Origin of the sequence: Streptococcus sp. SC1 (assembly GCF_030272855.1) — a bacterium.
Taxonomy (GTDB): Bacteria; Bacillota; Bacilli; order Lactobacillales; family Streptococcaceae; genus Streptococcus.
In genome coordinates this window covers 133,467-157,595 of the sequence record NZ_JAQCMU010000001.1, presented here as the reverse complement: position 1 = coordinate 157,595, position 24,129 = coordinate 133,467, and the positions used below count along the sequence as shown (strand labels likewise).

Genomic DNA, 24,129 nt, shown 5'->3' with positions numbered 1-24,129 from the left:
CCGTAAAGCCTGTATTATTTCCATCTCAACCGCATCCTCATACCTTCGCCCGATAAAAAACTGTATAGAAATATAATTACAAAAAGTATAATAATAGTACCAGCGGATACATATGCACTACTATACTGATCAATAGGCGATAAAACAATCCAATAATACAAATATCCATAAACTAAAGTCCAACGAGTTGTTTTTAGACTTCTAGTTCTATATTTTATTTTTCCGTAATAAATATAAGAAAAAAGAATTGCTATTAAAGCTACAAATATGTACATTCCCAATAAACCAAAATCATGCAAAGGTCTTCTAAAGAATGTATAGATATTACTTAATCCGATTCCTAGTGGACGAAACTCTAAATTATAAGAAGTCGACTTTTCACTTAGGCCTAAGTAGTTAAGAATTTTTAGCAAACTAAACAGCGACTCTTCTCCCCAGACCTTTACAGGAACAGGGGACTCAACATATTTTGAAAATAATACTATGGCACTTGCAATGTAATCTGAAACGTAGTCAAATAACGTTCTAGAAGTACTTCTACCTAAAAGAGACAAGGAATAATAGAAACCAGGAATTCCCAGCAATAGGCCAGTCAAACCTACTCGTATTACTTTCCATGATAAATTTCTAAACCAACCATTTTTTTGATGCCAAAGAACATAGTATTCAATTAGCATAGCGCTTAACAACTTTAAAATCTGCGTTCTTCCAGCACCAAATGTACTAGGTAGGACTGATAAAATAATTAACACTAATAACAAACTATTTGTGAGCTTATTTTTATAACGAGATACAATATTATTAAGCAATATGTAAGATGCAACATATCCTGAACCTTCTACTATTTTAAGAAAATGTATAATCATCCCACCAACAGATTCAACATCCCTACCTTCTAACAGGTTTACTCCCATTCTTCGATATTCTTGAAACATTGCAGATATATCTCCACCTCCAACTAGGGAGCGAATTTTCAAGAAATACCAAATTACAATAAAAGTATTTGTGATAATCAATAGATACAATTTCCAATGATTAATAGGATAACCCATAATAGCTGGTTCGGAATCTATTTGCTTACTTACTACACGTTTTTGTGATCTAATTATAAGATTTTTTATCAATACTTCGCTTAGCATAAAAATAAACACACCAGATAGTGTAATCAATCCAGCATTAACATTGTAATCAATATGCCAATTACGAATATTAAGTATTGCAAACAGTGAACTAATACTAAACATTATTGTCATCATTGTAGATGGTGAAAGAATATCTCGATCTGATAATAGATAAGATAAAAAGAATAAACTCAGCATCCCCAATAACAGAATATATAGAAAGCTCATTTTCCCCTCAATCTTCTGTTGATTCCATTAATTCAATAAAAGCATTACATGACTCCAGTAGACATTTATTCACAAAGATAACTTTTCTATATAAATCTTTATAAGTTTGATTTGTCGATACATCCTCATGATGAACCACCTTTATACTAGGATCATATACAAATTTTAAATTATCTCTCATGCCTAAATAGTGTAAAATATAAGATTCATAATACATGAATGTTTTTGAATAAAAACATTCATCATGTATGTCTATAAATGATTTAGCAAATATATAGATTGCACCATGTAAAGGTTTATTAATTTGAACAGAATCGAAACCCGCTACTTGCGAAACATTTTCATCAGGTCTGTTACGTAATAAATACTTCAATCGAATTAAGAACTTAAATTTGTCTTTGAATTGTAATTTTTTTTGGGCTATTTTTAACTCTTGCAAGCTATAGTTTCGCTCACGTTGAGGATTCTGATGAATATTTGTTTTTGTAGAAAAAATATCTGGACCCAAGACATCAAATTGATGAATTGCCTGCAATTTATTTAATCGCTCAGTAAAATCCGGCTGTGTAATAAATACATCATTATTCATTACAACGATATATTCTGGAGAGTGTCTTTTAGCTTCTACATATCCAAGGTTATTTCCTCTTGCAAATCCAATATTTTCTTTTGAGACTAAGACAGTAACTTCCTCATCTGTCTGATACTTCTCAATTAATTCTTCACCTGTTTTATTAGGCGAAGCATTGTCTACAATAACAATACATTTCGGTCCCTTAACCATCTTCTTTATTGTACAAACACAGTCAATCGTTTCATCCAATGCTTGGTAATGTAAAATAACAAAAGCAATCATACTCTTTTATTCTCCTTAATGAAATTATCTACGTCTTGTCGACAAAGTCTATGAAATTGAAAATGTTCAGCTACTTCACGACAAGTCACGTCATATTTAGTTATAAAATCCCGAAGCTTAGTGTCATCAAAATAATCCATCGTAGTCTCTTTTCTATTTCGTAAACGGATAAAATTCATTATTTCATCTACTGGCACAGAGACAAATACGACATCTACATTTTTTAATAAATCTTCAAAAATGGTAATTAGTTGTATGATCTTGGTATTGGAAAGATTATAATTAACTCCAAATGCAATAATTCTATGGACAAGACCTTCATCCAGTATGATGCTAGAATTCATACCAATTTTATAGGATGTTGCTACTAAAATAATACTGTCTATCATATCTGAGACGGATGTTTCATGAAAACTAGCAAATAGAGTTTCTTTTGATATTAATCTTTTAAAACAATATTTATAGTATAATGATATAGGTGAATACCGAGAAGCCTTTTTTATTTTAGATAATATTGGATTATTAGCTTTTGCTTTAATACTTTCTCGGCTGATTCCTCTTATGTTTTCTACTATATATGTTTTTCCACATCCTGGTGGGCCAAAAAATTCCATTTTCATAATAAACTTCCATTTCTCTTAGTGGATTAATAACACTTTCAATCCCTAATATATTCTTTTATATATTCTATCTCTTTAAGAATAGTGTTTTTTGCAAAATATTTATCCCACTTCTTATCGTTGTGACTGTGTTTTAACTTTTCCAGGGCTTGTGTAATATCTGGATTTTCATTTGAAATAAAAAAGACTTTCTCACAATCTCCTAATACTTCTAAGCACACTTCAATATCTGATGTTATTAATGGAATCCCATAAGCTGCAAATTCACACGCCAATAAACCTTGAGTATCTTCTTTAGTTGGCAACAATGCTATCCTAGATTTATCTAAGTAAGCTCTCATTTTTTCGTGTGTTAACTCAGCTTCTATAAATTCAACATTATCAGGTTTTTCATAATATTTAAAAAAATCTCCCTTACCAACAACACAGAAGTTTAGATAAGAATATTTACGCGCTATCTCCAGAACGACATCTAAACTGTATTTGCTATCATCCATATATTGTCTAATAGTTATAAAATCATATTGTATATTTTTAGGAGAATAAGAATTTCTTTCAAAAAATTCTCCTATGCTATTAGAAATCACAATACAAGAATCTTTTAAATCCAATTTATTAAATCTAAAATCTTTGCAAAATGCTCCAAAAAACCAGTTACTTACAAATATTAACCGGATATCTGATAAATTTCTTGCAATATAATTTCTCCAAATAAAAATTTTAAACTTATCATAAACACTTTGAAAGAATCGCTTTAAAATATTATCTTTATAATAATAAGGTTTAGGGTAATATTTATTAATATACAAAACTTCATGACCATGAAAAACAAACAGTTTCTTTGCGTATAGTTTTCCGTATTTTCTTATAAATATATAATGGTTCCTTAAATTTGCTGCATGTGAAATTAATAAATCTGCAGCTACTGGATTTTTTTTGAAACTACTTAGAGAAATAACATTTATTCCATCTATTACATAATCTGACGTAGCTGAAAAATTCAAAACAACAACTTCAATTCCTGATTTTTTGTAATATAGATTTCGAGAATGTACATAATACATTGCTCGACCACCAAATAATGTTGGGTAAGATGTTGTACAAACTATTACTTTCAAATTAGTCCCTCATCACTTCAATTTAAAAACTTTAATAATTACCCAATAAAGAATATGAAAACTACTTCTAAAAATACTTAACTTTTCAATATCTCTATACAATTTCCAATGATATTTTATCAGTGAGATTTTATTACTCGATATTGAGTTACTCCGAATTCTATACTGCATGAGTACTTGGTTCAATCCATAAATATACTCTGTTTTTTTTAGCATTTGAAGCCAAAGTGCATCATCATTCCTTTTTCTTATGTTTGGGACTTCAAACTTCCCTAATTCTTTTACACTATACATGACTGTAGAATTACCAACAGGACAATCTAATAGAATTCTATTATAACTTGCTTTGGGAAGCGTTTTTATGATTTTACCTGTTTTCTCACCAGATTCATTAATCTGTTCATAATCAGTGCAAGAGAGATAAATATTATGCTCTTGCATAAAAGACAGTTGTTCACTTAATTTTCCAGCAGTCCAAATATCATCTGAATCCAGAAAAGCCATATACTCCCCTTCGGCTTCTCCCATTGCTTTATTCCTAGCAATAGCTGCACCAGAATTTTTTTCTAACCGTATATACTTAATTCTTCTATCTTTTCGAGAATATTGACTCACTACCTCCTCTGTGTTATCACCTGAACAATCATCAACAATAATCATTTCCCAATTGGAATAAGTCTGCGACAACACCGATTTTATGGTTTCTTCTATAAAATTAGCAGAATTAAAGGTAGGAGTAATAATTGATACTAAACCATCTCTCATTTAAAAACCTCAGATATTATCTGTTTATATTTTAAGACAATATATTCTACTTCTTCGTCACTTAATCTTGTATGCAATGGTAATGTAATTTCATTTTCAAAATAACGATATGCATTTGGATAATCTTTGATATCAAAACCTAAATCCTTATAGGCTGTCAACATCGGTAGTGGTTTATAGTGCACGTTGCACGCAATGCCAGCTTCAGCCATCTTTTGAATAATCAAGTTACGTTCTTCTAAACTGATTCCTTCAACACGTGTAACATACAAGTGTCTAGATGACTGATAGTAAGCCCCCTCGTGTTTCAGGGGTGAAATAGGCGTACCTTCAAATGCCTTATCATATTGAGCAACAATCGCTTTTCTTCGTTCCAGTAATTGAGGATATCTTTTTAATTGTACTAACCCAATTGAAGCCATGATATCTGTCATATTACACTTATAGGCCGGTTTTACAATGTCATATTCCCAGGCTCCTAATTGAGTTTTCGCTAATGCGTCTTTGGTCTGACCATGAAGTGATAAAATCTGAAATTCTTTATACAATTCATCATCATCAATACCAGGATGTGCTTTCCATGTGACACTGCCTCCTTCTGCTGTTGTAAAGTTTTTTACAGCATGAAAAGAAAATGATGAAAAATCAGCAATATTACCAGCAGGAACATTTTTGTACGTTGCGCCTAAGGCATGAGCGCTGTCAGAAATAACTACAATCCGATTAAAGACATCTTGCAACTTACCAGTCGCTTTAAATAGATGCTGTTTTGCAAAAACAATGTCGAAAATTCTATCATAATCACATATAATTCCTGCTAGCTCTACAGGAATAATCGCTTTCGTATTGGATGTAATGGCTTCTTCAAGCAAGTCATAATTCATTTCAAAAGAATTTTCTTGAATATCAACCATAACAGGAGTCGCACCTACATGAGTGATAACACTGCAGGAAGCTGTATAAGTCATCGCCGGAACAATGACTTCATCTCCTTCACCAATTTCTAAAACTCGCAGAATAAGCTCCAAAGCTGCTGTAGCAGAGTTTAAACATACCGTACGATTAGTATGGGTATACTCTGATAAGCGTCTTTCTAATTCTTTTGTTTTAGGTCCGGTTGTAATCCAACCTGAACGTAAGGTATCTGCAACTTCAGCAATTTCTTCTTCTGTAATATCTGGGGGTGAAAAAGGGATATTATATTTTGTCATAATGGATTACTCTCCTATTTAACTACTTCCACTACTGTCTGAATCATGATTTTTAGATCATTAATAAAACTAAACTGTCTCAAATACTCTAAATTATAGTGCATTTTTGCGGGTAAAACTTCGTTCACATATGCGTCATCAACCGTTAAACCACGTTCGACACATCTATTGATTATAATATCTTCATCTTTGAACGAAATGCTTGCTGGAGAGGTTATCCCAGCTGGCAATAATAAAGTTGCTTTCATTTCATCTGTATACTGATCGGTATATTTAGGAACTTCCGGTCTGGTACCAACAAAACTCATATCTCCTAATAATACATTAACCAATTGTGGCAGTTCATCTATCCGATATTTCCGAATAAATTTTCCAATTTTAGTAATGCGATTATCATTGTGAGAAGTTACAAGAGAACCTTTTTTATCCGCTCCCACTACCATAGTTCGAAACTTCCAAATTTTAAATTCTCTGCCATATTGTGTAATTCGGACTTGTTTATAAATAGCTGGGCCTGAACTATCTATTTTTATCCAAATCCCAATTATCAAGATAACAGGAGAAAATAGGATGAGAAGTACCAAAGCTAGTAAACGGTCCATTAATAATTTACAAAACAATGATGTTCGTTTATTATTCAACAATTTATAATAACGTTCTACATCTTCATTTCTAAGCTGAACTGGCAAATCTTCGAACTTTATCATTTATACTCCTACTGTTGCGCAAATTTTATTAATTTAGCTTTCAATTCTGCTCCATCTAATTTGGAAATAGAAGCAATAAAAGCTGTTACTTCTGAATTAGGTAAAGCTTGAACATTTCCTACAAATATTTTTTCATAGATTTGTTCGTCAACTCGCTCTTCGGTAGAGAGCAATTCCTCATATAATTTCTCTCCTGGGCGAATTCCAGCTTCTACAATTTGGATTTCCTCTTCCGTATGACCGCTCAAGGTAATCATTTTTTTAGCTAAATCTAAAATTTTAACTGGCTCACCCATATCTAACACGAAAATTTCTCCTCCATGCATTAGCGCACCCGCTTGAATAACAAGACGACTTGCTTCAGGAATAGTCATGAAATACCGTGTCATTCGGAAATCTGTGACGGTAATTGGACCACCGTTCGCAATTTGCTCCTTGAACAAAGGCACTACACTACCTCGACTGCCTAAAACATTCCCAAAGCGAACCGCTGCAAACAAGGTCTTCCCTTCCTCATTCAAACTCGTAACGATCATTTCTGCCACACGTTTTGTAGCTCCCATGACGTTTGGAGGATTCACAGCCTTATCTGTAGAAACCATTACAAATTTTGCAACTCCAGCTGCTTTCGCAGCTTCAGCCACATTTTTGGTTCCATAAATATTGTTTTTTACTGCTTCAGTTGGGTTGTATTCCATCAGTGGGACATGCTTATGAGCTGCCGCATGGTAAACACGATCAGGTTGATACTCATGCATAATATGGAATATCCGTTCTCGATCTTGTATATCCGCGATAAGAGGCACAATTTCGACTTTATCTCCATATTGAGCAAGTAATTCTTTATGAATTAAATAGATAGAATTTTCTCCATGACCTAAAAGTAGCAACCTTGCAGGAGAAAAACGAGCAATCTGACGACAAAGCTCTGAACCAATTGAGCCTCCTGCTCCTGTTACCAAAATTGTCTTACCATCAATATTGGATTGCAAACTCGTTTGATCAAGTCTAACTTCTTTTCTTCCCAATAAATCAGCAATATCAATTTCCCGTAATTTATGTACTTTTAGCTTTCCTGTAACCACTTCTTCATATTTTGGCATGGCACTAACTTTAGCACCTGTCTTTTTACAAAGAGAAAAAAGTCGTTCATACTCATCTGGTTTTAGAGAAGGAATTGCTAGGACAATTTGACTTATCTCATAATTTGCTACAATTTCAGGGATTTGCTTATCCGTACCAACAACTTTGACACCGTGCAAAAACGAGCCTTGCTTACTGGTATCACTATCTACAACAGCAACAATCTTTAACTCAGGTGACTCTTTTAAAGCCGTTTTAATAAATAGGCTTCCACCATCCCCTGCTCCGACAACCAGCGTTCTACTTACTTTGCTTTCTTCAACCTCTGTATAGGTTGTTCCGTTTTTAAAACTAAACCACATTCTCCAGCCAAGACGCATGGACATAGTAAATAAAACAGAGAACATGCAACTAAGCAATAAAAAACGATAGCTTGTATGCAAGGATAGCGCAAGTTCTACTAAGAAAACAATAAAGTAAGCACCTACCAAGGTTAGACTGATCGTGCTGAGAGTTTTATAGTCCGTGTAACGATTGATAATCGAAAAAAGTTTCGTTTTGATTCCAATTAAAAAATAGAGCACTACTGTCATTGTTAAGGTTTGTACAAAACTCAAATCTGACAGCAAAACATATTCAGATAAAAAGAAGTATGCCACAAAACCACTAAAATATATTAAAACAGCATCTGCTATCATCAGAATAATTCTTTTTTGTGATCGTGTTAATTCCATAATATCCCTTTATTTTTTTCTATTCTTTACTCAAATTATCCCCATAGTGTCCATAGGAACCATAGAAACCATATTTGTCTGCTTGGACATTGTATTTATTTAAGACCACGCCAAGGAATGGTGTAGATGATTGTTCCAACTGCATTTTAGATTTCTGAACCATTTTCCGTTTGACTTCATTTGTCGATACGACTAAAAGGCTAGCATCGCAAACTTTGGCAATCAAGGTTGCGTCTACCACCATACCAATAGGCGGCGTATCCACAATAATATAGTCGTAATGACGGCGCAAGACGCTCATCATAGTGGTAAATCGTTCACTCTGGAGAAGAGCCGTTGGATTAGGTGACGCTTGTCCTGAGGTGATGACGAAGAGATTTTCCTCATCCGTTTCACACAGTCCTTGAGATAGGTCTGTATTTCTCGCAAGATACTCTGTCAAGCCAGAAACCTTCTCACCGCTCTTAAAGACTCCACCTAGCATTTTTGAATTTCGGATATCTGCATCAATCAAAAGTGTCTTATGACCCGCCTTGGCAAAGGTCAGGGCAAGATTGGTTGAAGTTGTCGTCTTTCCCTCACCTGGGAAGGTAGAACTAACAGCAATCACCTTGATATCTTCACCGCTAAGTTGGATATTGGTCCGAAGGGCATTGTAATACTCCTCTACCCGTGAAATAGAAAGTTTTTTCTTTTTTGCTAACTCTAGTATTGGCATTGTATCTCCTAACCTACCTTACTCATATCTGGGATGACACCAAGCAGGGTCATTCCTAGGGTTTCTTCGATATCTTCTGGCTTCTTGACACGGTCATCAAGGATTTCCACGCTCACTACTACAAGGACCATCAAGACACCACCCGCAAGCACTCCAATGATAGTATTGCGACGGATGTTTGGAGAAGACGGTGTTTTTGGCGTTTCTGCTTCTTCCAGCGTTGTAACGTCGGATACCTTGGTAACAGCGATGATTTTCTCAGCAGCAACTTCGCGCAAAGTATTGGCAATACGGCTTGCTTCTGCTGGATCCGCATGCGTAACCGTAATAGACACAATCCGAGTATCTGTCGGTACAGTCACCGTCACCTTAGATGCCAAGTCAGATGGTGAACCTGACAATTTCAATTCTGAAATGACGGATGCCAAAACATCTTGTGACAGGATGATTTCCTTGTAGTCCTTTACCAGATAAGAACCAGCCTGCAAGTCTTGGTTTGTCAAGGTAGGATTTTCGCCCTGCTGACGATTGACAACGTAGATACGCGTCGTGCTCTTATAAGCAGGCTTAGCAATAAAAACGCTATAACCTAGGGCTAGAATACCTGTCAATAAGGCAGTTAAGATAATTAAAAATTTCTGTTTCCAAATTGTCTTCAACAGAGACAACACATCGATTTCGATCATTTGATTTTCTTGATTCATGTATTTACTTTCTCCAGAGTTTGATTGATTAAATAAACTCGTTACTTAATAAGATTTCTTGGTTTGTCTTAAAGAGTTCTTCCGCACGCTCAGCGCCATATTTTTTCGCGACAATCTGATAGGCCTTTTGCATATAAGGCGGTCTGTCATCGAGATTGTGCATATCGCTGGCAACGAAATGAACTAAGTCCCGTTCTAGAAAGAACTGAACACGCTTTTTCATAAATTTGTAACGATCACCAAAAAGCTTTGGTTTCAAAACATTTGAACTATTGACCTGCATATAGCAGCCCATATTGATCAATTCGCTGACCCTGTCTTCGTCATTTTCCAGACAGTGATAGCGCTCAATATGTGCCACTACCGGAATCATACCGAGGCGAATGACATTGCCCAAGGCTGAGTGAATATCCTTGTAGGGTGTATTCATACTAAACTCGATCAAGACATACTTAGTGCCACCTAGACCGGGAAATGTCCCCTCTTCTAGCTTTTTCAAAATATCACTAGTATAGTAAATCTCCGCTCCATATAGCACGGTCAAATCGTCAGCAACTTGCTTGGCCAAGTCCTGCACTTGCTTAAAGTTTGCTGCAATTTTTTCTTCAGGCGTTTCAAACATGCCCTTTCGGCGATGAGAAGTAGAAATAATGGTGCGAACGCCCTGACGATAGCTTTCTTCGAGCAGACGTCGGCTATCCTCTAGTGTCTTAGGACCGTCATCCACATCAAAAATGATATGCGAGTGAATATCAATCATGCTTTACTTCCCTTCCATTACTTCCTGAATCGCTGCTTTGGCAGCTGCCAAACTATTTTGATCAATTTCCATCATGTAGAGATTGGCTTCTGGCATCGCGTGGGAAGGCAGACCTGTATTTCCAGTTCCAGTCAAGGCCTGAGAAGTCACATTATAACTTCCGCCTGACTCCAGCTGAGTATTGATCAGATTCATCATTGTTTCCAAGCTCATATCGGTCTGGACAGAATCCTGCAATCCTGAAAGAATGGCGTTGTAATTCTTCAATGCATCTGTCGAAGTCAGCTTTTTAATGACTGCTGCAATGACTTTTTCTTGGTTCTTACCACGATCATTATCTCCGCCATTTAGAGAATAACGTTCACGGACGAAAGTCAACGCTTGTTCAGAATTTAATGAAATATTACCAATAGGATAATGAGTATTTCCTACAGTAAACTCTTGGTCGTTCTCAATATCAATCCCACCCAGCAAGTCAATCAACTTGAGGAAGGAAGTGAAATTTAGCCGGACATAATAATTCAAATCAATACCGTAGAGGTTTTCCAAGGTGTGAACTGAAGCATCTACGCCGTAAATACCCGCATGAGTCAGCTTATCCGGCTGATTAAGGCCACCGTCCGCAATTGGAACATAGGCATCTCGTGGTGTGGTTGTCAGCAAGACTTTCTTGGTCTTACGATTGACTGTCATGATAATGTTGACATCCGAGCGTGACACAGAAGAAATCGGGCCATAAGTGTCAATACCACTGACATAGATATTGAAGACCTCTGCATTTGGATCTTGCTTGCCAATAGCTGTATCAATCTTCTTGCTTATCTTATAAGTATAGATTTTTTTAATTTTTGAAGCATAGTCAGGATCTTCACCACGAATCGTATCTTCAAAGACGCTATTCAGAACTATAGCCTTGGCTTCACCAGAAGTCAACGACTTATAGGCAGCGAGATAAGAAGATGCTGTATCTACTGTCAGCTCATGCCCTTGTGTCTGACTGATATTTTTCATCAGTGCTTGGACATTGTCTTGGTCATTGCCTGATGGTGCTAAGACATTTGTCAACTGCTTGAGGTCCTGAACATCACTATCTGCCGGCACAACGATACTCATTTCATACTCAGAGTAGTTAGAAGTGGAGTTGACGCCAGCCGACAAGTCGACTAAACCCTTTACAGCATACATAGACACAGACCCCACAAGCAGGGCTACTATTAGGATAGCACTAGTGGTCTTGCCTGCCTTACCCTTGAAAATCAGGAATCCTGATAGAACCGCCACCACTAGGATAAGGGCTGTCACTAAGATATTCACATAGCGAAAAGCTAGAAAATGATAGCGAAAAATTGTGAAAATCAAGAAGGCCGCTAACAAAGTATAAACACCCAAGAGGGTGCTATTAACTATTTTTAATCGATCGCTTTTCTTTTTAGACTTTTTTGCTCTCTGATACATTCACCTTACTACTTTCTGTGCGAAATTACTCTAGTCTATTATAGCATAAAAACATAGCTTTTTAAGAATTTCTTAAGAATATTACATAATTGTAAAAAAATCCTATTCTTTTGTCAACGACTTCAACTTTGAAATCGAATTCAAGCTAAAACACAGAAAAATAAAGCGATACCAAGGCATTGACACTACCTTATTTTGGTAGACTAAGATAGAACTCTGCTCATGAAATTCAGAGAGCGGCTAGCACATAGTAAGGACATTTTAAGAATTGTGGACAAAGTTGGACTAAATGTTCTATTTTTATACTGAAAGTTTTGCTCCAATCTAGACGATTACAGCAAGCCATCTCGATCAACTTGCTCATAGGCTCGCAAACCATCATTCAGCTTGTCCCAGATGACTACTTGACCAGACTGAAGGGATTTCTGCACATCAATGATGCGCTGATTGGAAGAACCACGAAATTGTAGCATGAGATTTTTCTTCGTGATATCAAAACGGCCGTCCACCAAGATGTCAATCAGACTCAGCAGCTCCAGCTTGTCCTCCGTTTCCAGCATCATCTCCTCCCAGGTGTAGCCCGTCCAGGACCAGATGTCCTTGTTCGGAAGCTCTCTCCGAATCCGCTTAACCAAGGGCAGGAGAATGCCTGTGTTGAGAAATGGCTCGCCGCCTAGGAGGGTCAGCCCCTGCACATAAGGCTCCGCCAAGTCTTTCATAATCTGCTCCTCCAACTCTTGCGTATAAGGAATACCAGCGTTGAAAGACCAAGTTGCTGCATTATAGCAGCCCTCACAGTGAAACATACAGCCACTGACATAGAGGGAGTTGCGGACGCCTTCGCCATCCACAAAGTTAAAGGCCTTATAGTCAATGATTCGCCCCTTACTCAGCTCCTCACTTTTCCATTCTTGGGGTTTGGGATTGTTCATCGTCATCCTCCAAATCTATCCAGTAGCGCTGACTTCTGTCGATTGTATTTTCGTAAACACCGCCAGCAGAGAGAATGGTACGGCGGCTGGCTTCGTTGTCTTCATCGCAGGTAATCAGCACTCGTTCCAGTCCTTGCTTGCGAGCTTCTGCTAACCCGAGCTCCAGCTGCATCTTGGCCAAACCCTTTCTGCGTTGACTGGGCCGGATAGAATAGCCTATATGCCCACCCTCCACAAATAATTTGTCATTCAAGGACAAGCGTAGGGCCAAAAAGCCCAGAGGCAAGCCGGTCTCATCAAAGGATAAAAATTGGATGGCACGAACCCAGCCTGCTGGCAAGTTTGCCACATCTTCCTTCCGTTCTACAATTTTCAGCCAATCCTCATAATCCTTTGCTCGTTTCCAAGTAGAGCCCATGCCACCGTGCATGTAGGATTTTGCAGCATCAAACTCCGCAATCATCTCTAAAATCGCATCTTTATCTTCCAAAGTTGGTCGTCGTAACTTCATAAACTTTCCTCAATCTAAATCAATCCAATAGCGCTCTTTTCCAGCTCGAATATCCTCTAAAGCTCCGCCATTAGCTAGAATCACTGCCCGACTGGCAGCATTATCACAATCGCAAGTCACTAAAGCACGTTTGATATTTTTACTCTTAGCTACTTGCAAACCTTGCCGCAACTGCTCTTTGGCCAATCCTTTCCCACGCGCAGACGGACGGATACTATAGCCGATATGCCCGCCTTCTTGGAGCAAATGGTCATTGAGCCGCAAACGCAAATTAAGAAAGCCCACTGCCTGACCATCCACAGCAAAAGCGACCAGTTGAATATAAGGCACAAAACCTTGTGGCAAGCCTAGACCTGCTTCAGCTAGCTGAATCGTCTCCAGCCAGTCCTCATAAACAAAATCCGCTCCGCCAAAGAAGCCATCCTGTCGGCTACCAGCCGCTTCAAAGTCAGCCAGCATCTCTAAAATATTTTCCTTGTCTTCTAGTTTCGGTCGTCTCAGCTCCATACTTCCTCCTGATACGAAGAGAGTGAGACCGCCTTGCGCCCCACTCTGACTTCTATTATTTCTTGTTTTTTTCTAAAAATTGCTGACGCAGTTTGGCCAATCGCTCTTTTTTGCCATTGCCTCCCCGCGAATGTTTTTCATGGAAACGCTGTACCTGAGCTTTTCCTTTATCGTCCAATTGATACTTTCCCATCTTAATTTCCTTCGTACTTAATAGTTGAGCCATTCATGTGCTTGACCCGAGCTGATATTTCCTTGTGGCGGCCGTTGACCATTGGACGAGCTTGCGGATTTCCTAAGTAACCGCAGGTCCGCTTGACCACATCGACCGTCTTAGGATCGCTGTTGCCGCAGTTTGGACAGGTGAAGCCCCGCTCGGTCGGCGTGAAATCTCCCTCAAAGTTACACTTGTAACAACGGTCAATCGGTGTATTGGTTCCCAGATAGCCAACTCGGTCATAAGCATAGTCCCAGACAGCTTCCAGAGCCTTGGGATTTTGCTGAAGAACAGGGTATTCACAGTAGTGGATAAAGCCGCCTGAGGCTCCCACTTCAGGGTAAATCTTCTCAAAGTCCAGCTTTTCAAAGGGCGTTGGATTCTTGCGCACATCGTAGTGGAAGGAGTTCGTATAGTATTCCTTGTCAGTAATATCCGGAACGACCCCAAACTTCTCTGTATCCAAACGGCAGAAGCGGTCGGTCAGGCTTTCAGATGGTGTCGAGTAAACAGAGAAGTGATAGTCGTACTGCTCTGACCATTCTTCCACCCGGCGCTTCATATCTTTGACAATAGCAACTGTAAAGTCCTTGGCTTCAGGATTGGTCTCCCAATTACCGCCATAAAAGACTGCTGCCACTTCATACAGACCGATATAGCCTAGGGAAACCGTTGCACGACGGTGGGTAAAGAGTTGGTCTACCTGATCGTACTTGCCCAAGCGTTTGCCAAAAGCCCCATACTGATAAAGAATCGGTGCATTGGCTGGACTGGCTTCCTTGGTCCGCTCCACTCGGTAAACCAACGCATCTTCAGCGATATTCATCCGCTCGTTAAAGATTTCCCAGAATTTATCCAAATCCCCCTCGGATTCAAGCGCAATCCGCGGCAGATTGACAGTAACGACGCCTAGATTCATACGGCCGGAGTTGACTTCCTGACCATTTTCATCCTTCCAGCCTTGTAGGAAAGAACGGCAGCCCATCGGTACTTTGAACGATCCAGTTAAGTCGATAATCTTGTCATAGGAAAGCACATCTGGATACATGCGCTTAGTGGCACACTCCAGAGCCAGTCCTTTGATGTCGTAGTTAGGCGTTCCTGGCTCAAGATTAAGCCCACGCTTAAGGGTGAAAATCAGCTTAGGAAAAATCGCTGTGCGGTGCTCGCTTCCCAGTCCCTTGATACGGATATTGAGAATAGCCTTCTGAATCTCCCGCTCAAAGCGATTGGTCCCCAAACCAAAGCCCAGCGAAGTAAACGGAGTCTGACCATTTGAGGTAAAGAGCGTATTGATCTCATACTCTAGCGACTGCATGGCATCGTAGATGTCCTTCTTGGTCTTCGCCCAGGCATACTCTTCCTGCTTATCCGGCAAAACCCATTGCTCTGCATCCTTGAGGTGCTTTTGATAATTAAGCTCAGCATAGGGCGCCAAGACCTCATCAATCCGGTCGGCCGAACAACCGCCATACTGGCTGGAAGCCACATTGGCAATGATTTGCGAGATTTGCGCTGTCGCAGTCTGAATAGACTTGGGACTCTCTACTTCTGCATTCCCAATCTTGAAGCCATTTTTCAGCATGCCGTCAAAGTCAATCAAACAGCAGTTCGTCATTGGCGTATAAGGGCTGTAGTCCAAATCATGGTAGTGGATGTCCCCCTTCTGGTGGGCATTGGCCACATGAGGCGGCAGCATCTTAAGCCCAATGGATTTGCCGACAATCCCTGCGGTCAAATCCCGTTGGGTATTGAAAACATCGCTGTCTTTATTAGCATTCTCGTTGACTACCGTACAATCTTTGTTGAGGAGCTTGTCAATGGTAAAGTTGATGTCTGTCGCTTTTGAGCGCTCAAAATCCCGTTGGGTGCGGTAAGTAATGTAGTTCTCCGCAATGGCATATTCCTTGGCATTCAAAAGCTCATGCTCAACGATGTTCTGAATCTCATAGATTTTGACATACTTAGCGAAGCGACTGCTGATTTCTGCCACAACACGGTCTGTGATGGTTTCGAGCTTAGCTTCCAGCATCGGATTCAGAGGACCGACTTCCTGAGCCGCTCGTACCATAGCCTTATAGATCTTAGTCACATCAAAAGCTACTCTCCGGCCGTCTCGCTTCTCAACGTAGATGGTGGGCGCTGTACCAAATTTTGCTTCTCTTAAAATCATCACAAACACTTCCTCTTCTCAATTAATCATCTACCAAACATTATATCACTCCAAAACAAAAAATCAATATGTTGTGGTAAAATTGTTATTTTTTTATTTAACACACAACATATTGATTTAATTACTTGATTTGATAAAGCTTGAAGTGATTGAGTTTTAGGTTCACTTCTTCATAATCTTGAGAAATCTTCTTTTTCACGTCCGAAAAGAGTTTCACATCTTTATTGACTAAAATAAACTTTGGACTTGCCTCGTTTAAAGCATTACGCAAGAAAATGCGATTTTCCTCCGTTCCTGTATAAAGCGACGGACTCAATAGAGAAACAGCTGATAAACGCTGCGATTTTTTATAGAGGCTAGCTGTATTGTCCCAAGCATAAATGCTATCCTTGCTAGTACTGTTTTCACGAATATGTTGGGCAGCCAGATTTCTCTCTGCTGAAACTCCGTTGGATAGAATATACTCATTTACAAACGGATAAGCTACGAGATAAAGCATCACAAGCAAAGGCAAAAAGAGTTGCTTGCCCAAGTAACGATTCCAGCCAGAAGTCTGGGTAGGCTTACGGTGGCGTCTTTCATGTCCATCTCTGTCTCCACCTGTATCCAGCCATAAGGCCAGTAACAGCAAGGCAAAAGGCAGAGTTGTCAACAACTGATAAGCGCCCTTCTCCGGCAGACCTAGAACTCCAATAAAGCTAATAGGAAGACCTAGCAAACCAATGAAGCGCATACCACGCGCAGCAGTTGGTTCTTCTTTGAAAGCAAAAGCCGTCATCAACGCTGTCGCAAAACCTAATCCTAGGAAAAGCAAACCATAATAGAGCAAATGATCTAATAAATAGCTGCTATTGAGACGAAAAGCCTCTAGAACATAAGTAACTTGGCTAATCGCCACACCAAAAGAACCATTCAAAACTGTATAGTAGCCCAGTGGATAAAAGACTAGAGAAAAACCTAATAGACCTGCCAGCAATTGATAAAAGCCACGCGCTTTTCGCTTGTCAGCGATATTGTACAGAAGCAAAAACAGCGTCGTCAATGAGTAAAAGAGCAGACTAAAAGCTGGCTCGATTAGAAAAGCCAAGGCTCCAACCATCCCAAAACGAATAAAAGACTCATCACGGACACGTCCTTGTAAGTACTTCACGAGATGGTACAAACTCCGAAAGATAAATGGAAAGGCAAAAATAATAGAATAAGTTCCGCCAAATCCCAGTGTCAGCACAAACAAATAGAACAGAATTGTAATCTGGCGAGCTAGACCACTTCTAACCGTTATTTGTGAAATTGTCTGGAAGAGATATATTCCTGCCAAGGTCAAAGCCACTACTTGGAAAAGTAAAAACAATAGCTGACCCAAAAATAAATTCCCCAACCAGCTTACCAAGTAGTAGAGAAGACCGCTGGTTCCATAAATATTTGCATAGGCAACTTCTCCCTGAGTCAAGGCCCAGCCAGCATATAGATTTTGTGATTGCAAATTGGTGGCTAAGTTGGTTAGTAGAGGATTGATCACACTGGTCAAACTGACCAAGATACTCCAAAAAAATAGTTTTAAAGAGGGAACTGGCTCGATTATTTTCTCTAGCCGCCGTCTCTCACTCGTATTTTGCCAGGTTTCCGCGGACATAGATACTAAAATTTCCACGTTTTCCTGCTGATTTCTATCGTTCATAAAAGTTCTCCTTGATTTCCATACTCTATAGTATATCAAAAAGCACTCTTTCTGTCAGCCTTATCTTGTCCCCCTTTCTCCTCCTGTCTCTTCTTTGCCAAGCGCTCCAAATCGCGGAATCTTAGGTAAACTAGCCGCTCTTCTGGACAAGGAAGCCGATAAATTATTTTTGCTATTTTCATCTGTAATCCTCCTTTGATTCTCTATCCCCTACTTACTATTCGTAAAATAAAGGCAGTAATCACAAGAAAGCAGGATTTGTAGCTAATGTCTCAGCAAAAGACAGAAAAAAGGGGCTGGGACAAAAGTCCTAGCCTCTCAATTGTCTTTGAATTGTCAAGCAAGACGCAGTGGTTGAGTGGGCCCTACTGCGCTTATTTCATCAGCTTTTACAGCCCTACTCAACTGTGCGGAGGTGGGACGACGAAATCGAATTCTAACGAATTACCGATTTCTGTCCCACTCTCTTTAAAGTAGCGGAGCAAATAATTGCATGATTTCCTTCAGTAAACGCTGGTACCAGCTATTCTGGAGGGTTTCAAGAGAAATTTCTTTGGAAACATCAAACAAATCTTCAAAATCCTGCTTAATATCCGCAATCGATTCTGTTTGATACATAAGGACGGCATTTTCATAATGGTGCACCAGACTACGATAGTCAAAATTAATAGTTCCTACCACGGCTAACTCATCATCCGAAATAACGTTCTTACTGTGGATAAAACCAGGAGTGTACTCATAAATCTTAACACCAGCCTCCAGCAAGTCTGGATAAGCACCACGAGTGACTATCTGAATCAGCTTCTTATCAGGAATAAATGGCGTCACAATGCGAACATCCACCCCTCTCATGGCTGCATTTTTGATATCCTCTGTCAAATCATAGTCAATAATCAAATAAGGGGTCGTGATATAGACATAATCGATGGCTTGGTTGATGATATTCTGATAGACGGCCTTACCCACCTGTTCCTTATAAATCGGCTTAGGCCCGCTCCCGTAAGGGATGTAAAGTCCCTTACCTTCCACTCGCTGGCTATCAAAATGATAACGGTCAAAGTCCGTAATTTCCCCGCGATTGATGTACCAATTCATCAAGAAAAGACGTGTCAAAGCCTTCACTGCTCGACCTTCCAAACGGACACCGCCATCTTTCCAATGCCCGAAGCGCACGATATGGTTGATATACTCGTCTGCCAGATTGATTCCGCCTGTATAGCCGACTTGCCCATCTACCACCAAAATCTTGCGGTGATCACGATTATTATAGGCCACCGTCATCCGCGGAATCACCTTATTAAACTTATGGGCATCAATTCCCATCTTGCGCAGCCTTTTCGTATAATCTCCTGAAAGGGTCGCCATACAGCCAATGTCATCGTAGAGCAGCTTGACCTCAACTCCTTGCTGGACTTTATCTACCAAAATCTCAAGGACACGGTTCCACATCAAACCTGGATCAATGATATAAAATTCAAGAAAAATGAATTTCTTGGCTGAGCGCAAATCATCCAGCATGGCCTCAAACATCTCTTCACCAAGGGGGAAATACTGCGAAGCCGTACCATCATAGACATCCGCATTGTGATCCATACTCAGCAAGGACTTGACAATGCCAAAGGCTGATTTATTCTCCTGCTTGAGTTCGACTCGCAGGTCATAGCTGTTGTCCTCTCGAAACTTCATTGAGTCCATTTTTTCCAGCTGCTGAATTTCTTTTTTGGAAAGGCGCCGCTCACCAATCATCAGATAAAGCAAGAAGCCAAAAACGGGCACAACTGCAAACAAGAGCCAAGTCACCTTGCTTTCGGGAGGCATATTCCGATTGACAATCGCCAAGATAGTCCCAATATATAAAGAAACAATGACAAGGGCTGACAACCAGTTAGGCACCAACTGATTAAAATAGAAAAAGACCGCAAAAACAAGAAATAATTCCAGTAACATGATAATGATGCTGAATCCATACTTGGACATCAGCAAACGAAACTTGCCTAGATTCATCCTAATCCTCCCTCGTCTCATATTTCATCTAGTATAACAATAATTAGCAGCAATTTCAAAACTTTTTCAAAGAAAATAGTCTCTAGTCCAAGATTAAAGAAAACCCCAGCACTCCGTTATCCACATACACAAAAAGCTGGAGCATCTGTCCAGCCTTTTGTAGGATATTCCTTTTTGAACATTATTGCTTGGTGAAGACGATTGTGTCGTCATCATCATTTTCCTGCGATAAATCTTCCAGAGTCAGTTGTTTTCCCTCTACTCGATAACGCTTAACGTCATCCCCGACAATCATGGTTTGATTGGTTGGATCAACCTGCACCTGTTCAATCTCCTGCTCACCGTCGCGTTCGACTTTGGTCAGGGTTCCTTTATTTCCAGAAACTTCTAGAGTTAAAGCATCACCTTCATGAGTGGCCTTATAAGTCCCATCTAAGTCACTAGCAGCCGTTTGACTGGAAGTAGAAGCCTCTGAACTACTAGTATTTGCGCTATTGCTTGTATTGCTACTTGCCTTGCTATTTGATGACACTGTCTCAGATGACTGAGAAACAGAGGAACTCGCTTGAGATTGAGCTGCCTGATTAGATGGATTTTGACCAGAATTGCCACAAGCTACCAATACAAAAGCGGTCATAGCCGTAAGGGCTGAAAGAACTAATTTTTTTGAAACCTTCATATCGTTTCTCCTTTCTTTGTTCCACTTCTATTTTACCAAACAGGGCTTTCTATGGTCAACTTATACACTCTGGAGGTAGGCTCGAACCTCTGCAATGAAATAGAGTGAGCCCGTTACAAAAAGAACTTGGTCGGCCGTCTGCTCTTGTTTGAAATTCTCAATAAAGACTCTGTAATCCGCCACATAGTCAAAGTCCGCAGCTTCTGCTTGCCCCACAGATTCCCCATAGTCAAAGCTGGTCACCGTCACCTGAACCTCTGGCAAGTTCTCCTGCAAATAGGCCAGCATACCGCTATAATCCTTGCGCTTTAAAGCTCCAAACAACAGGCTGCATGTCTTGCCCTTCTGCCCCTTGATAAACTCGACCAGACGCGCCAAAGCTGGTAAATTATGGGCACCATCCAGATAGATATTCGGACGAATTTCCTCTAGCCTCCCCGCCCAATGGGTCTTCCGCAAAGAAGAAGGAAGCAGAGAAAAAGCAATTTCCCAGCCCATTTGCTTCATAAAAAGCAGAAAGGCCTGCAAAGCCAGCGCTGCATTTTCTTCTTGGTAAGCACCCTGCAGTCCCAAGGTTACATGCGATAAAAGAAGATCTTGATTCTTAAAAGAACCATCAGAAAACGAAAAATCTCGCCCGTATTCATACAAATCCAAGTCCAAACTTGCTGCCCGCTGCTCACAGACCTGACGAGCCTCCTCCGGCAAGGGGCCAATGACTGCCGAACGACCTTTTTTGAAAATGCCAGCTTTCTGCTCCGCAATCGCTGTAAGCGTCCGCCCCAACGTCTCCTGATGATCCAAGCCCACTGAGGTCACCACTGCAACTTGCCCATCCAAGACATTGGTCGTATCCAAAAGTCCGCCAATCCCGACCTCGATGAGAGCCAGATCAACCTTCTCCTCTCTGAAATAAAGAAAGGCCAGCAAGGTCAAGATTTCAAAATAGGATAGCTGGTCATGAGTCTTGACCAATTCTCTCTCCATCTCCTGAATCTGCCGCCCCAAGCGAACAAAATCATCATCCGAAATCGGTAGACTATTGATACAAATACGGTCATGAACGCTGATCATATGCGGCGATGTAAAGCTGGCTACTTTTTTCCCTTGATCGGCAAATAGATTTCGCATAAAAGCAATAGTGGAGCCTTTGCCATTCGTTCCCGTCACATGAATGACGGGGTAAGCCCGTTCAGGATTCCCCAGCAAATCTACCGCTCTCTGCATCCGCTCCAGGCCTGAACGAAAATTTAGACCAATACGACTATTCAACCATTTTTCAATCTCATTCATCATTTTCCTACATAAAAAGAGAAGCGAAGCGGATTTCCAATGTGAATCGCCACTCGCTTCTCTCTCTTTTCTATTCTTTGTAAAGAAACTAGCTGTGGCCAAGCCACGATAAGTTTTCAAGCCGGATGATTCTCTAGTTTCTAGTTGCTATACTCAGGCTAAAAAGGTCCCCCGGACCTTCCTCGCTTTCTGGTTTTCAAGCTCAGGCTAAAAAGGTCCCCCGGACCTTCCTCGCTCTCTAGTTTTCAAGCTCGGGCTAAAAAGGTCCCCCGGACCTTTTTACTCCTCCATAAAGCTGTTGAAGACTTCTTCAATCATATCCCACTCTGCATCAGAGTCTTCTGGGATTGGCTCCAACTCGCCTTCTGTGCCGTCTTCATTTTCTGTAAATGAGTAAGCTTGGATTTCAACTTCGCCGTTCTCATCTTCTTCAGCATTTACCGGTACCAAAAGTACGTAATTTTTTCCGAACTCTTCCTTACCATCAATGGTCAAAAGAATTTCAAATAAATTCTCGTTCCCTTGCTCATCTACCAAGGTAATCAATTCAGGCTGTGCCTGTTCGTGGTCATGATTATGATCGTGTGCCATAATTGTTTCCTCAATTCTTTCTAAAAGTTTCTATCTAAATAATTTTGTAAAATTAGCTGAGCCGCCAATTTATCAATCACTTTTTTGCGCTTGCTGCGACTGACATCTGCCTGTTCAATCAGCATGCGCTCAGCAGCCACTGTCGTCAGACGCTCGTCCTGATACTCGACCGGAATTTGGAAAAGCTGGGCAATCTTCTCGCCATAAGCCTTACTCGCTTCCACTCGTGGACCGCTGGTATTGTTCATATTTTTAGGGAGGCCAAGCACAAACTTGTCCACCTTATATTGCTCGACAAGCTCCGTCAAACGCTCAAAACCGAACTGCTCTTTCTCTTCATCAATCTGAATGATTTCGAGTCCCTGAGCGGTGAAGCCAAGTGGATCGCTAATTGCGACGCCCACTGTTTTCGAGCCAACATCTAGTCCCATAATTCTCATCAGAGGTCAATGCCTTGCCCTTTCAGATAATAACGCACCAGTTCTTCTACGATTTCATCGCGTTCATATTTACGAATCTGATTTCGAGCATTATTATAACGAGGCACATAAGCAGGATCTCCACTCAGCACGTAACCTACGATTTGATTGATTGGATTATAGCCCTTATCATTGAGTGACTTGTAGACATCGGTCAAAGTCTCGCTAATTTCTTTTTTGTTTGAATCATCAAGATTAAAACGTACAGTTTCGTCTGTAAATCCCACAATTACACCCTCTTTCTTTAAGAATACCATCATTATAGCATAATTACAGCAGTTTCACAAACTTAATCCATGTAAATTTTCTACTTTTTCGACATTTTTTCAACCATTTACCGCTCCTTCCCATCAAAAAACTAGCCCTTTTTCAAAGACTAGTTTTCATCAGAAATATTAGGACGGATTGCTAATTTCCTTGCCCCCTTCATCTTGGAAGGACTTGATAAATTCTTCTGGAGTCTGAGACTTCATTTGGCTAAAGATTGGCCCATAGGTCGGTACTTTAGAAGCCGCATCATAATCAAGATTTGTCGGATCGATAATAAAATCAATATCAACAGTGCCTTTTTCGGTCACTTTAACATTCACTTGAATACCTTTTACTTGTTCAAGTTTATCCACTCCTGAACTTTGCTTGAAGCTCTTGCTCACCTCTTCTTGCAGAGAGGACAAGTCTTGACCAGCTAAGGCAGACTTAGCTTCTTCTGGCAAATTTTGTGAAATAGCAATATTCACTTTTTCATACTTCTTGCCCGCGTAGGTAACTGTCAAGGTCATCGTTTGATCAAGGCCTTGTACCTTTTGATTTAACTGATAAGACTTGGTAACCGATTTAGCTTTTGCCTTGCTTTGGACAGACTGGTTGCTACCAGCTTTTCCGCTATGTGATTGTTGTCCACAAGCTGTCAACACCGCCAAGCTAGCCATTAAAAGTACTACTGATTTTTTCATTTCTTTCTCCTTTTTGGTTTTCTATGATTGAC

General features: G+C 39.9%; 26 protein-coding genes. All 26 read right to left on the bottom strand.

Annotated features, from left to right (window positions below):
• Positions 1 to 14: 14 nt before the first annotated feature.
• Entirely contained in the window at positions 15 to 1,319 is a 1,305-nt protein-coding gene (locus PAN94_RS00830) for an O-antigen polymerase (protein ID WP_285874497.1), read from the bottom strand.
• 37 nt (positions 1,320 to 1,356) lie between these two features.
• On the bottom strand, positions 1,357 to 2,205 hold the full coding sequence (locus PAN94_RS00825) for a glycosyltransferase (protein ID WP_247950968.1): 849 nt from the start codon (positions 2,203 to 2,205) through the stop codon (positions 1,357 to 1,359).
• Positions 2,202 to 2,825 (bottom strand): hypothetical protein, encoded by a 624-nt coding sequence (locus PAN94_RS00820; RefSeq protein WP_285874270.1) that lies wholly within the window; start codon positions 2,823 to 2,825, stop codon positions 2,202 to 2,204. The genes PAN94_RS00825 and PAN94_RS00820 overlap by 4 nt, the downstream gene beginning before the upstream one ends.
• Before the next feature lie 38 nt (positions 2,826 to 2,863).
• Positions 2,864 to 3,943, bottom strand: coding sequence for a glycosyltransferase (locus PAN94_RS00815; RefSeq protein WP_247950966.1), 1,080 nt, complete (start codon positions 3,941 to 3,943; stop codon positions 2,864 to 2,866).
• Between the two features lie 12 nt (positions 3,944 to 3,955).
• Entirely contained in the window at positions 3,956 to 4,708 is a 753-nt protein-coding gene (locus PAN94_RS00810) for a glycosyltransferase family 2 protein (RefSeq protein WP_247950965.1), read from the bottom strand.
• Complete coding sequence (locus tag PAN94_RS00805; protein ID WP_285874269.1) at positions 4,705 to 5,919, bottom strand: DegT/DnrJ/EryC1/StrS family aminotransferase; 1,215 nt, start codon at positions 5,917 to 5,919, stop codon at positions 4,705 to 4,707. The genes PAN94_RS00810 and PAN94_RS00805 overlap by 4 nt, the downstream gene beginning before the upstream one ends.
• A gap of 14 nt (positions 5,920 to 5,933) precedes the next feature.
• A complete protein-coding gene (locus PAN94_RS00800) occupies positions 5,934 to 6,626 on the bottom strand; it encodes a sugar transferase (protein ID WP_048791598.1) in 693 nt (230 codons plus the stop codon).
• 8 nt (positions 6,627 to 6,634) lie between these two features.
• Positions 6,635 to 8,443, bottom strand: a complete 1,809-nt coding sequence (locus PAN94_RS00795; protein ID WP_048791597.1) for a polysaccharide biosynthesis protein — start codon at positions 8,441 to 8,443, stop codon at positions 6,635 to 6,637.
• Positions 8,444 to 8,462: 19 nt separating this feature from the next.
• Positions 8,463 to 9,161: a tyrosine-protein kinase gene (locus tag PAN94_RS00790; protein WP_045500246.1), complete on the bottom strand. Its 699-nt coding sequence runs from the start codon at positions 9,159 to 9,161 to the stop codon at positions 8,463 to 8,465.
• 8 nt (positions 9,162 to 9,169) lie between these two features.
• Positions 9,170 to 9,865, bottom strand: coding sequence for a CspC family polysaccharide chain length determinant protein (locus PAN94_RS00785; RefSeq protein ID WP_048791596.1), 696 nt, complete (start codon positions 9,863 to 9,865; stop codon positions 9,170 to 9,172).
• A gap of 28 nt (positions 9,866 to 9,893) precedes the next feature.
• Positions 9,894 to 10,625, bottom strand: a complete 732-nt coding sequence (cps4B, locus tag PAN94_RS00780) for a capsular polysaccharide biosynthesis protein Cps4B (protein ID WP_285874268.1) — start codon at positions 10,623 to 10,625, stop codon at positions 9,894 to 9,896.
• A 3-nt stretch (positions 10,626 to 10,628) separates the two neighbouring features.
• On the bottom strand, positions 10,629 to 12,080 hold the full coding sequence (cpsA, locus tag PAN94_RS00775) for an LCP family glycopolymer transferase CpsA (RefSeq protein WP_285874267.1): 1,452 nt from the start codon (positions 12,078 to 12,080) through the stop codon (positions 10,629 to 10,631).
• A 332-nt stretch (positions 12,081 to 12,412) separates the two neighbouring features.
• Positions 12,413 to 13,012: an anaerobic ribonucleoside-triphosphate reductase activating protein gene (gene nrdG / locus PAN94_RS00770; protein ID WP_285874266.1), complete on the bottom strand. Its 600-nt coding sequence runs from the start codon at positions 13,010 to 13,012 to the stop codon at positions 12,413 to 12,415.
• Positions 12,978 to 13,523 (bottom strand): GNAT family N-acetyltransferase, encoded by a 546-nt coding sequence (locus PAN94_RS00765; protein ID WP_285874265.1) that lies wholly within the window; start codon positions 13,521 to 13,523, stop codon positions 12,978 to 12,980. Before PAN94_RS00765 ends, nrdG begins: the two co-directional genes overlap by 35 nt.
• A 9-nt stretch (positions 13,524 to 13,532) precedes the next feature.
• The gene (locus tag PAN94_RS00760) at positions 13,533 to 14,030 is read right to left on the bottom strand and encodes a GNAT family N-acetyltransferase (RefSeq protein ID WP_285874264.1); all 498 of its coding nucleotides are present in this window, start codon (positions 14,028 to 14,030) and stop codon (positions 13,533 to 13,535) included.
• 55 nt (positions 14,031 to 14,085) lie between these two features.
• Positions 14,086 to 14,223, bottom strand: coding sequence for a hypothetical protein (locus PAN94_RS00755; protein ID WP_005592063.1), 138 nt, complete (start codon positions 14,221 to 14,223; stop codon positions 14,086 to 14,088).
• Position 14,224: 1 nt separating this feature from the next.
• Positions 14,225 to 16,420, bottom strand: coding sequence for an anaerobic ribonucleoside-triphosphate reductase (gene nrdD / locus PAN94_RS00750; RefSeq protein ID WP_285874496.1), 2,196 nt, complete (start codon positions 16,418 to 16,420; stop codon positions 14,225 to 14,227).
• A gap of 121 nt (positions 16,421 to 16,541) precedes the next feature.
• Positions 16,542 to 18,098, bottom strand: a complete 1,557-nt coding sequence (locus PAN94_RS00745; protein WP_285874263.1) for a heme transporter CcmD — start codon at positions 18,096 to 18,098, stop codon at positions 16,542 to 16,544.
• A gap of 35 nt (positions 18,099 to 18,133) precedes the next feature.
• Complete coding sequence (locus PAN94_RS00740; protein WP_285874262.1) at positions 18,134 to 18,280, bottom strand: hypothetical protein; 147 nt, start codon at positions 18,278 to 18,280, stop codon at positions 18,134 to 18,136.
• Positions 18,281 to 18,566: 286 nt separating this feature from the next.
• The gene (gene cls, locus PAN94_RS00735) at positions 18,567 to 20,102 is read right to left on the bottom strand and encodes a cardiolipin synthase (RefSeq protein WP_285874260.1); all 1,536 of its coding nucleotides are present in this window, start codon (positions 20,100 to 20,102) and stop codon (positions 18,567 to 18,569) included.
• Positions 20,103 to 20,283: 181 nt separating this feature from the next.
• Positions 20,284 to 20,781 (bottom strand): SP_0198 family lipoprotein, encoded by a 498-nt coding sequence (locus tag PAN94_RS00730; protein WP_285874259.1) that lies wholly within the window; start codon positions 20,779 to 20,781, stop codon positions 20,284 to 20,286.
• A 60-nt stretch (positions 20,782 to 20,841) separates the two neighbouring features.
• Complete coding sequence (locus PAN94_RS00725) at positions 20,842 to 22,074, bottom strand: bifunctional folylpolyglutamate synthase/dihydrofolate synthase (protein ID WP_285874495.1); 1,233 nt, start codon at positions 22,072 to 22,074, stop codon at positions 20,842 to 20,844.
• A gap of 279 nt (positions 22,075 to 22,353) precedes the next feature.
• On the bottom strand, positions 22,354 to 22,665 hold the full coding sequence (locus PAN94_RS00720; RefSeq protein ID WP_005591498.1) for a DUF1292 domain-containing protein: 312 nt from the start codon (positions 22,663 to 22,665) through the stop codon (positions 22,354 to 22,356).
• A gap of 20 nt (positions 22,666 to 22,685) precedes the next feature.
• Positions 22,686 to 23,105 carry a Holliday junction resolvase RuvX gene (gene ruvX / locus PAN94_RS00715; RefSeq protein ID WP_005591497.1) on the bottom strand — a complete coding sequence of 140 codons (420 nt, stop codon included), beginning with the start codon at positions 23,103 to 23,105 and terminating at the stop codon, positions 22,686 to 22,688.
• Positions 23,105 to 23,371, bottom strand: a complete 267-nt coding sequence (locus tag PAN94_RS00710; protein WP_005592119.1) for an IreB family regulatory phosphoprotein — start codon at positions 23,369 to 23,371, stop codon at positions 23,105 to 23,107. The genes ruvX and PAN94_RS00710 overlap by 1 nt, the downstream gene beginning before the upstream one ends.
• A 168-nt stretch (positions 23,372 to 23,539) precedes the next feature.
• Positions 23,540 to 24,097: an SP0191 family lipoprotein gene (locus PAN94_RS00705; RefSeq protein WP_285874257.1), complete on the bottom strand. Its 558-nt coding sequence runs from the start codon at positions 24,095 to 24,097 to the stop codon at positions 23,540 to 23,542.
• Between the last annotated feature and the right edge of the window lie 32 nt (positions 24,098 to 24,129).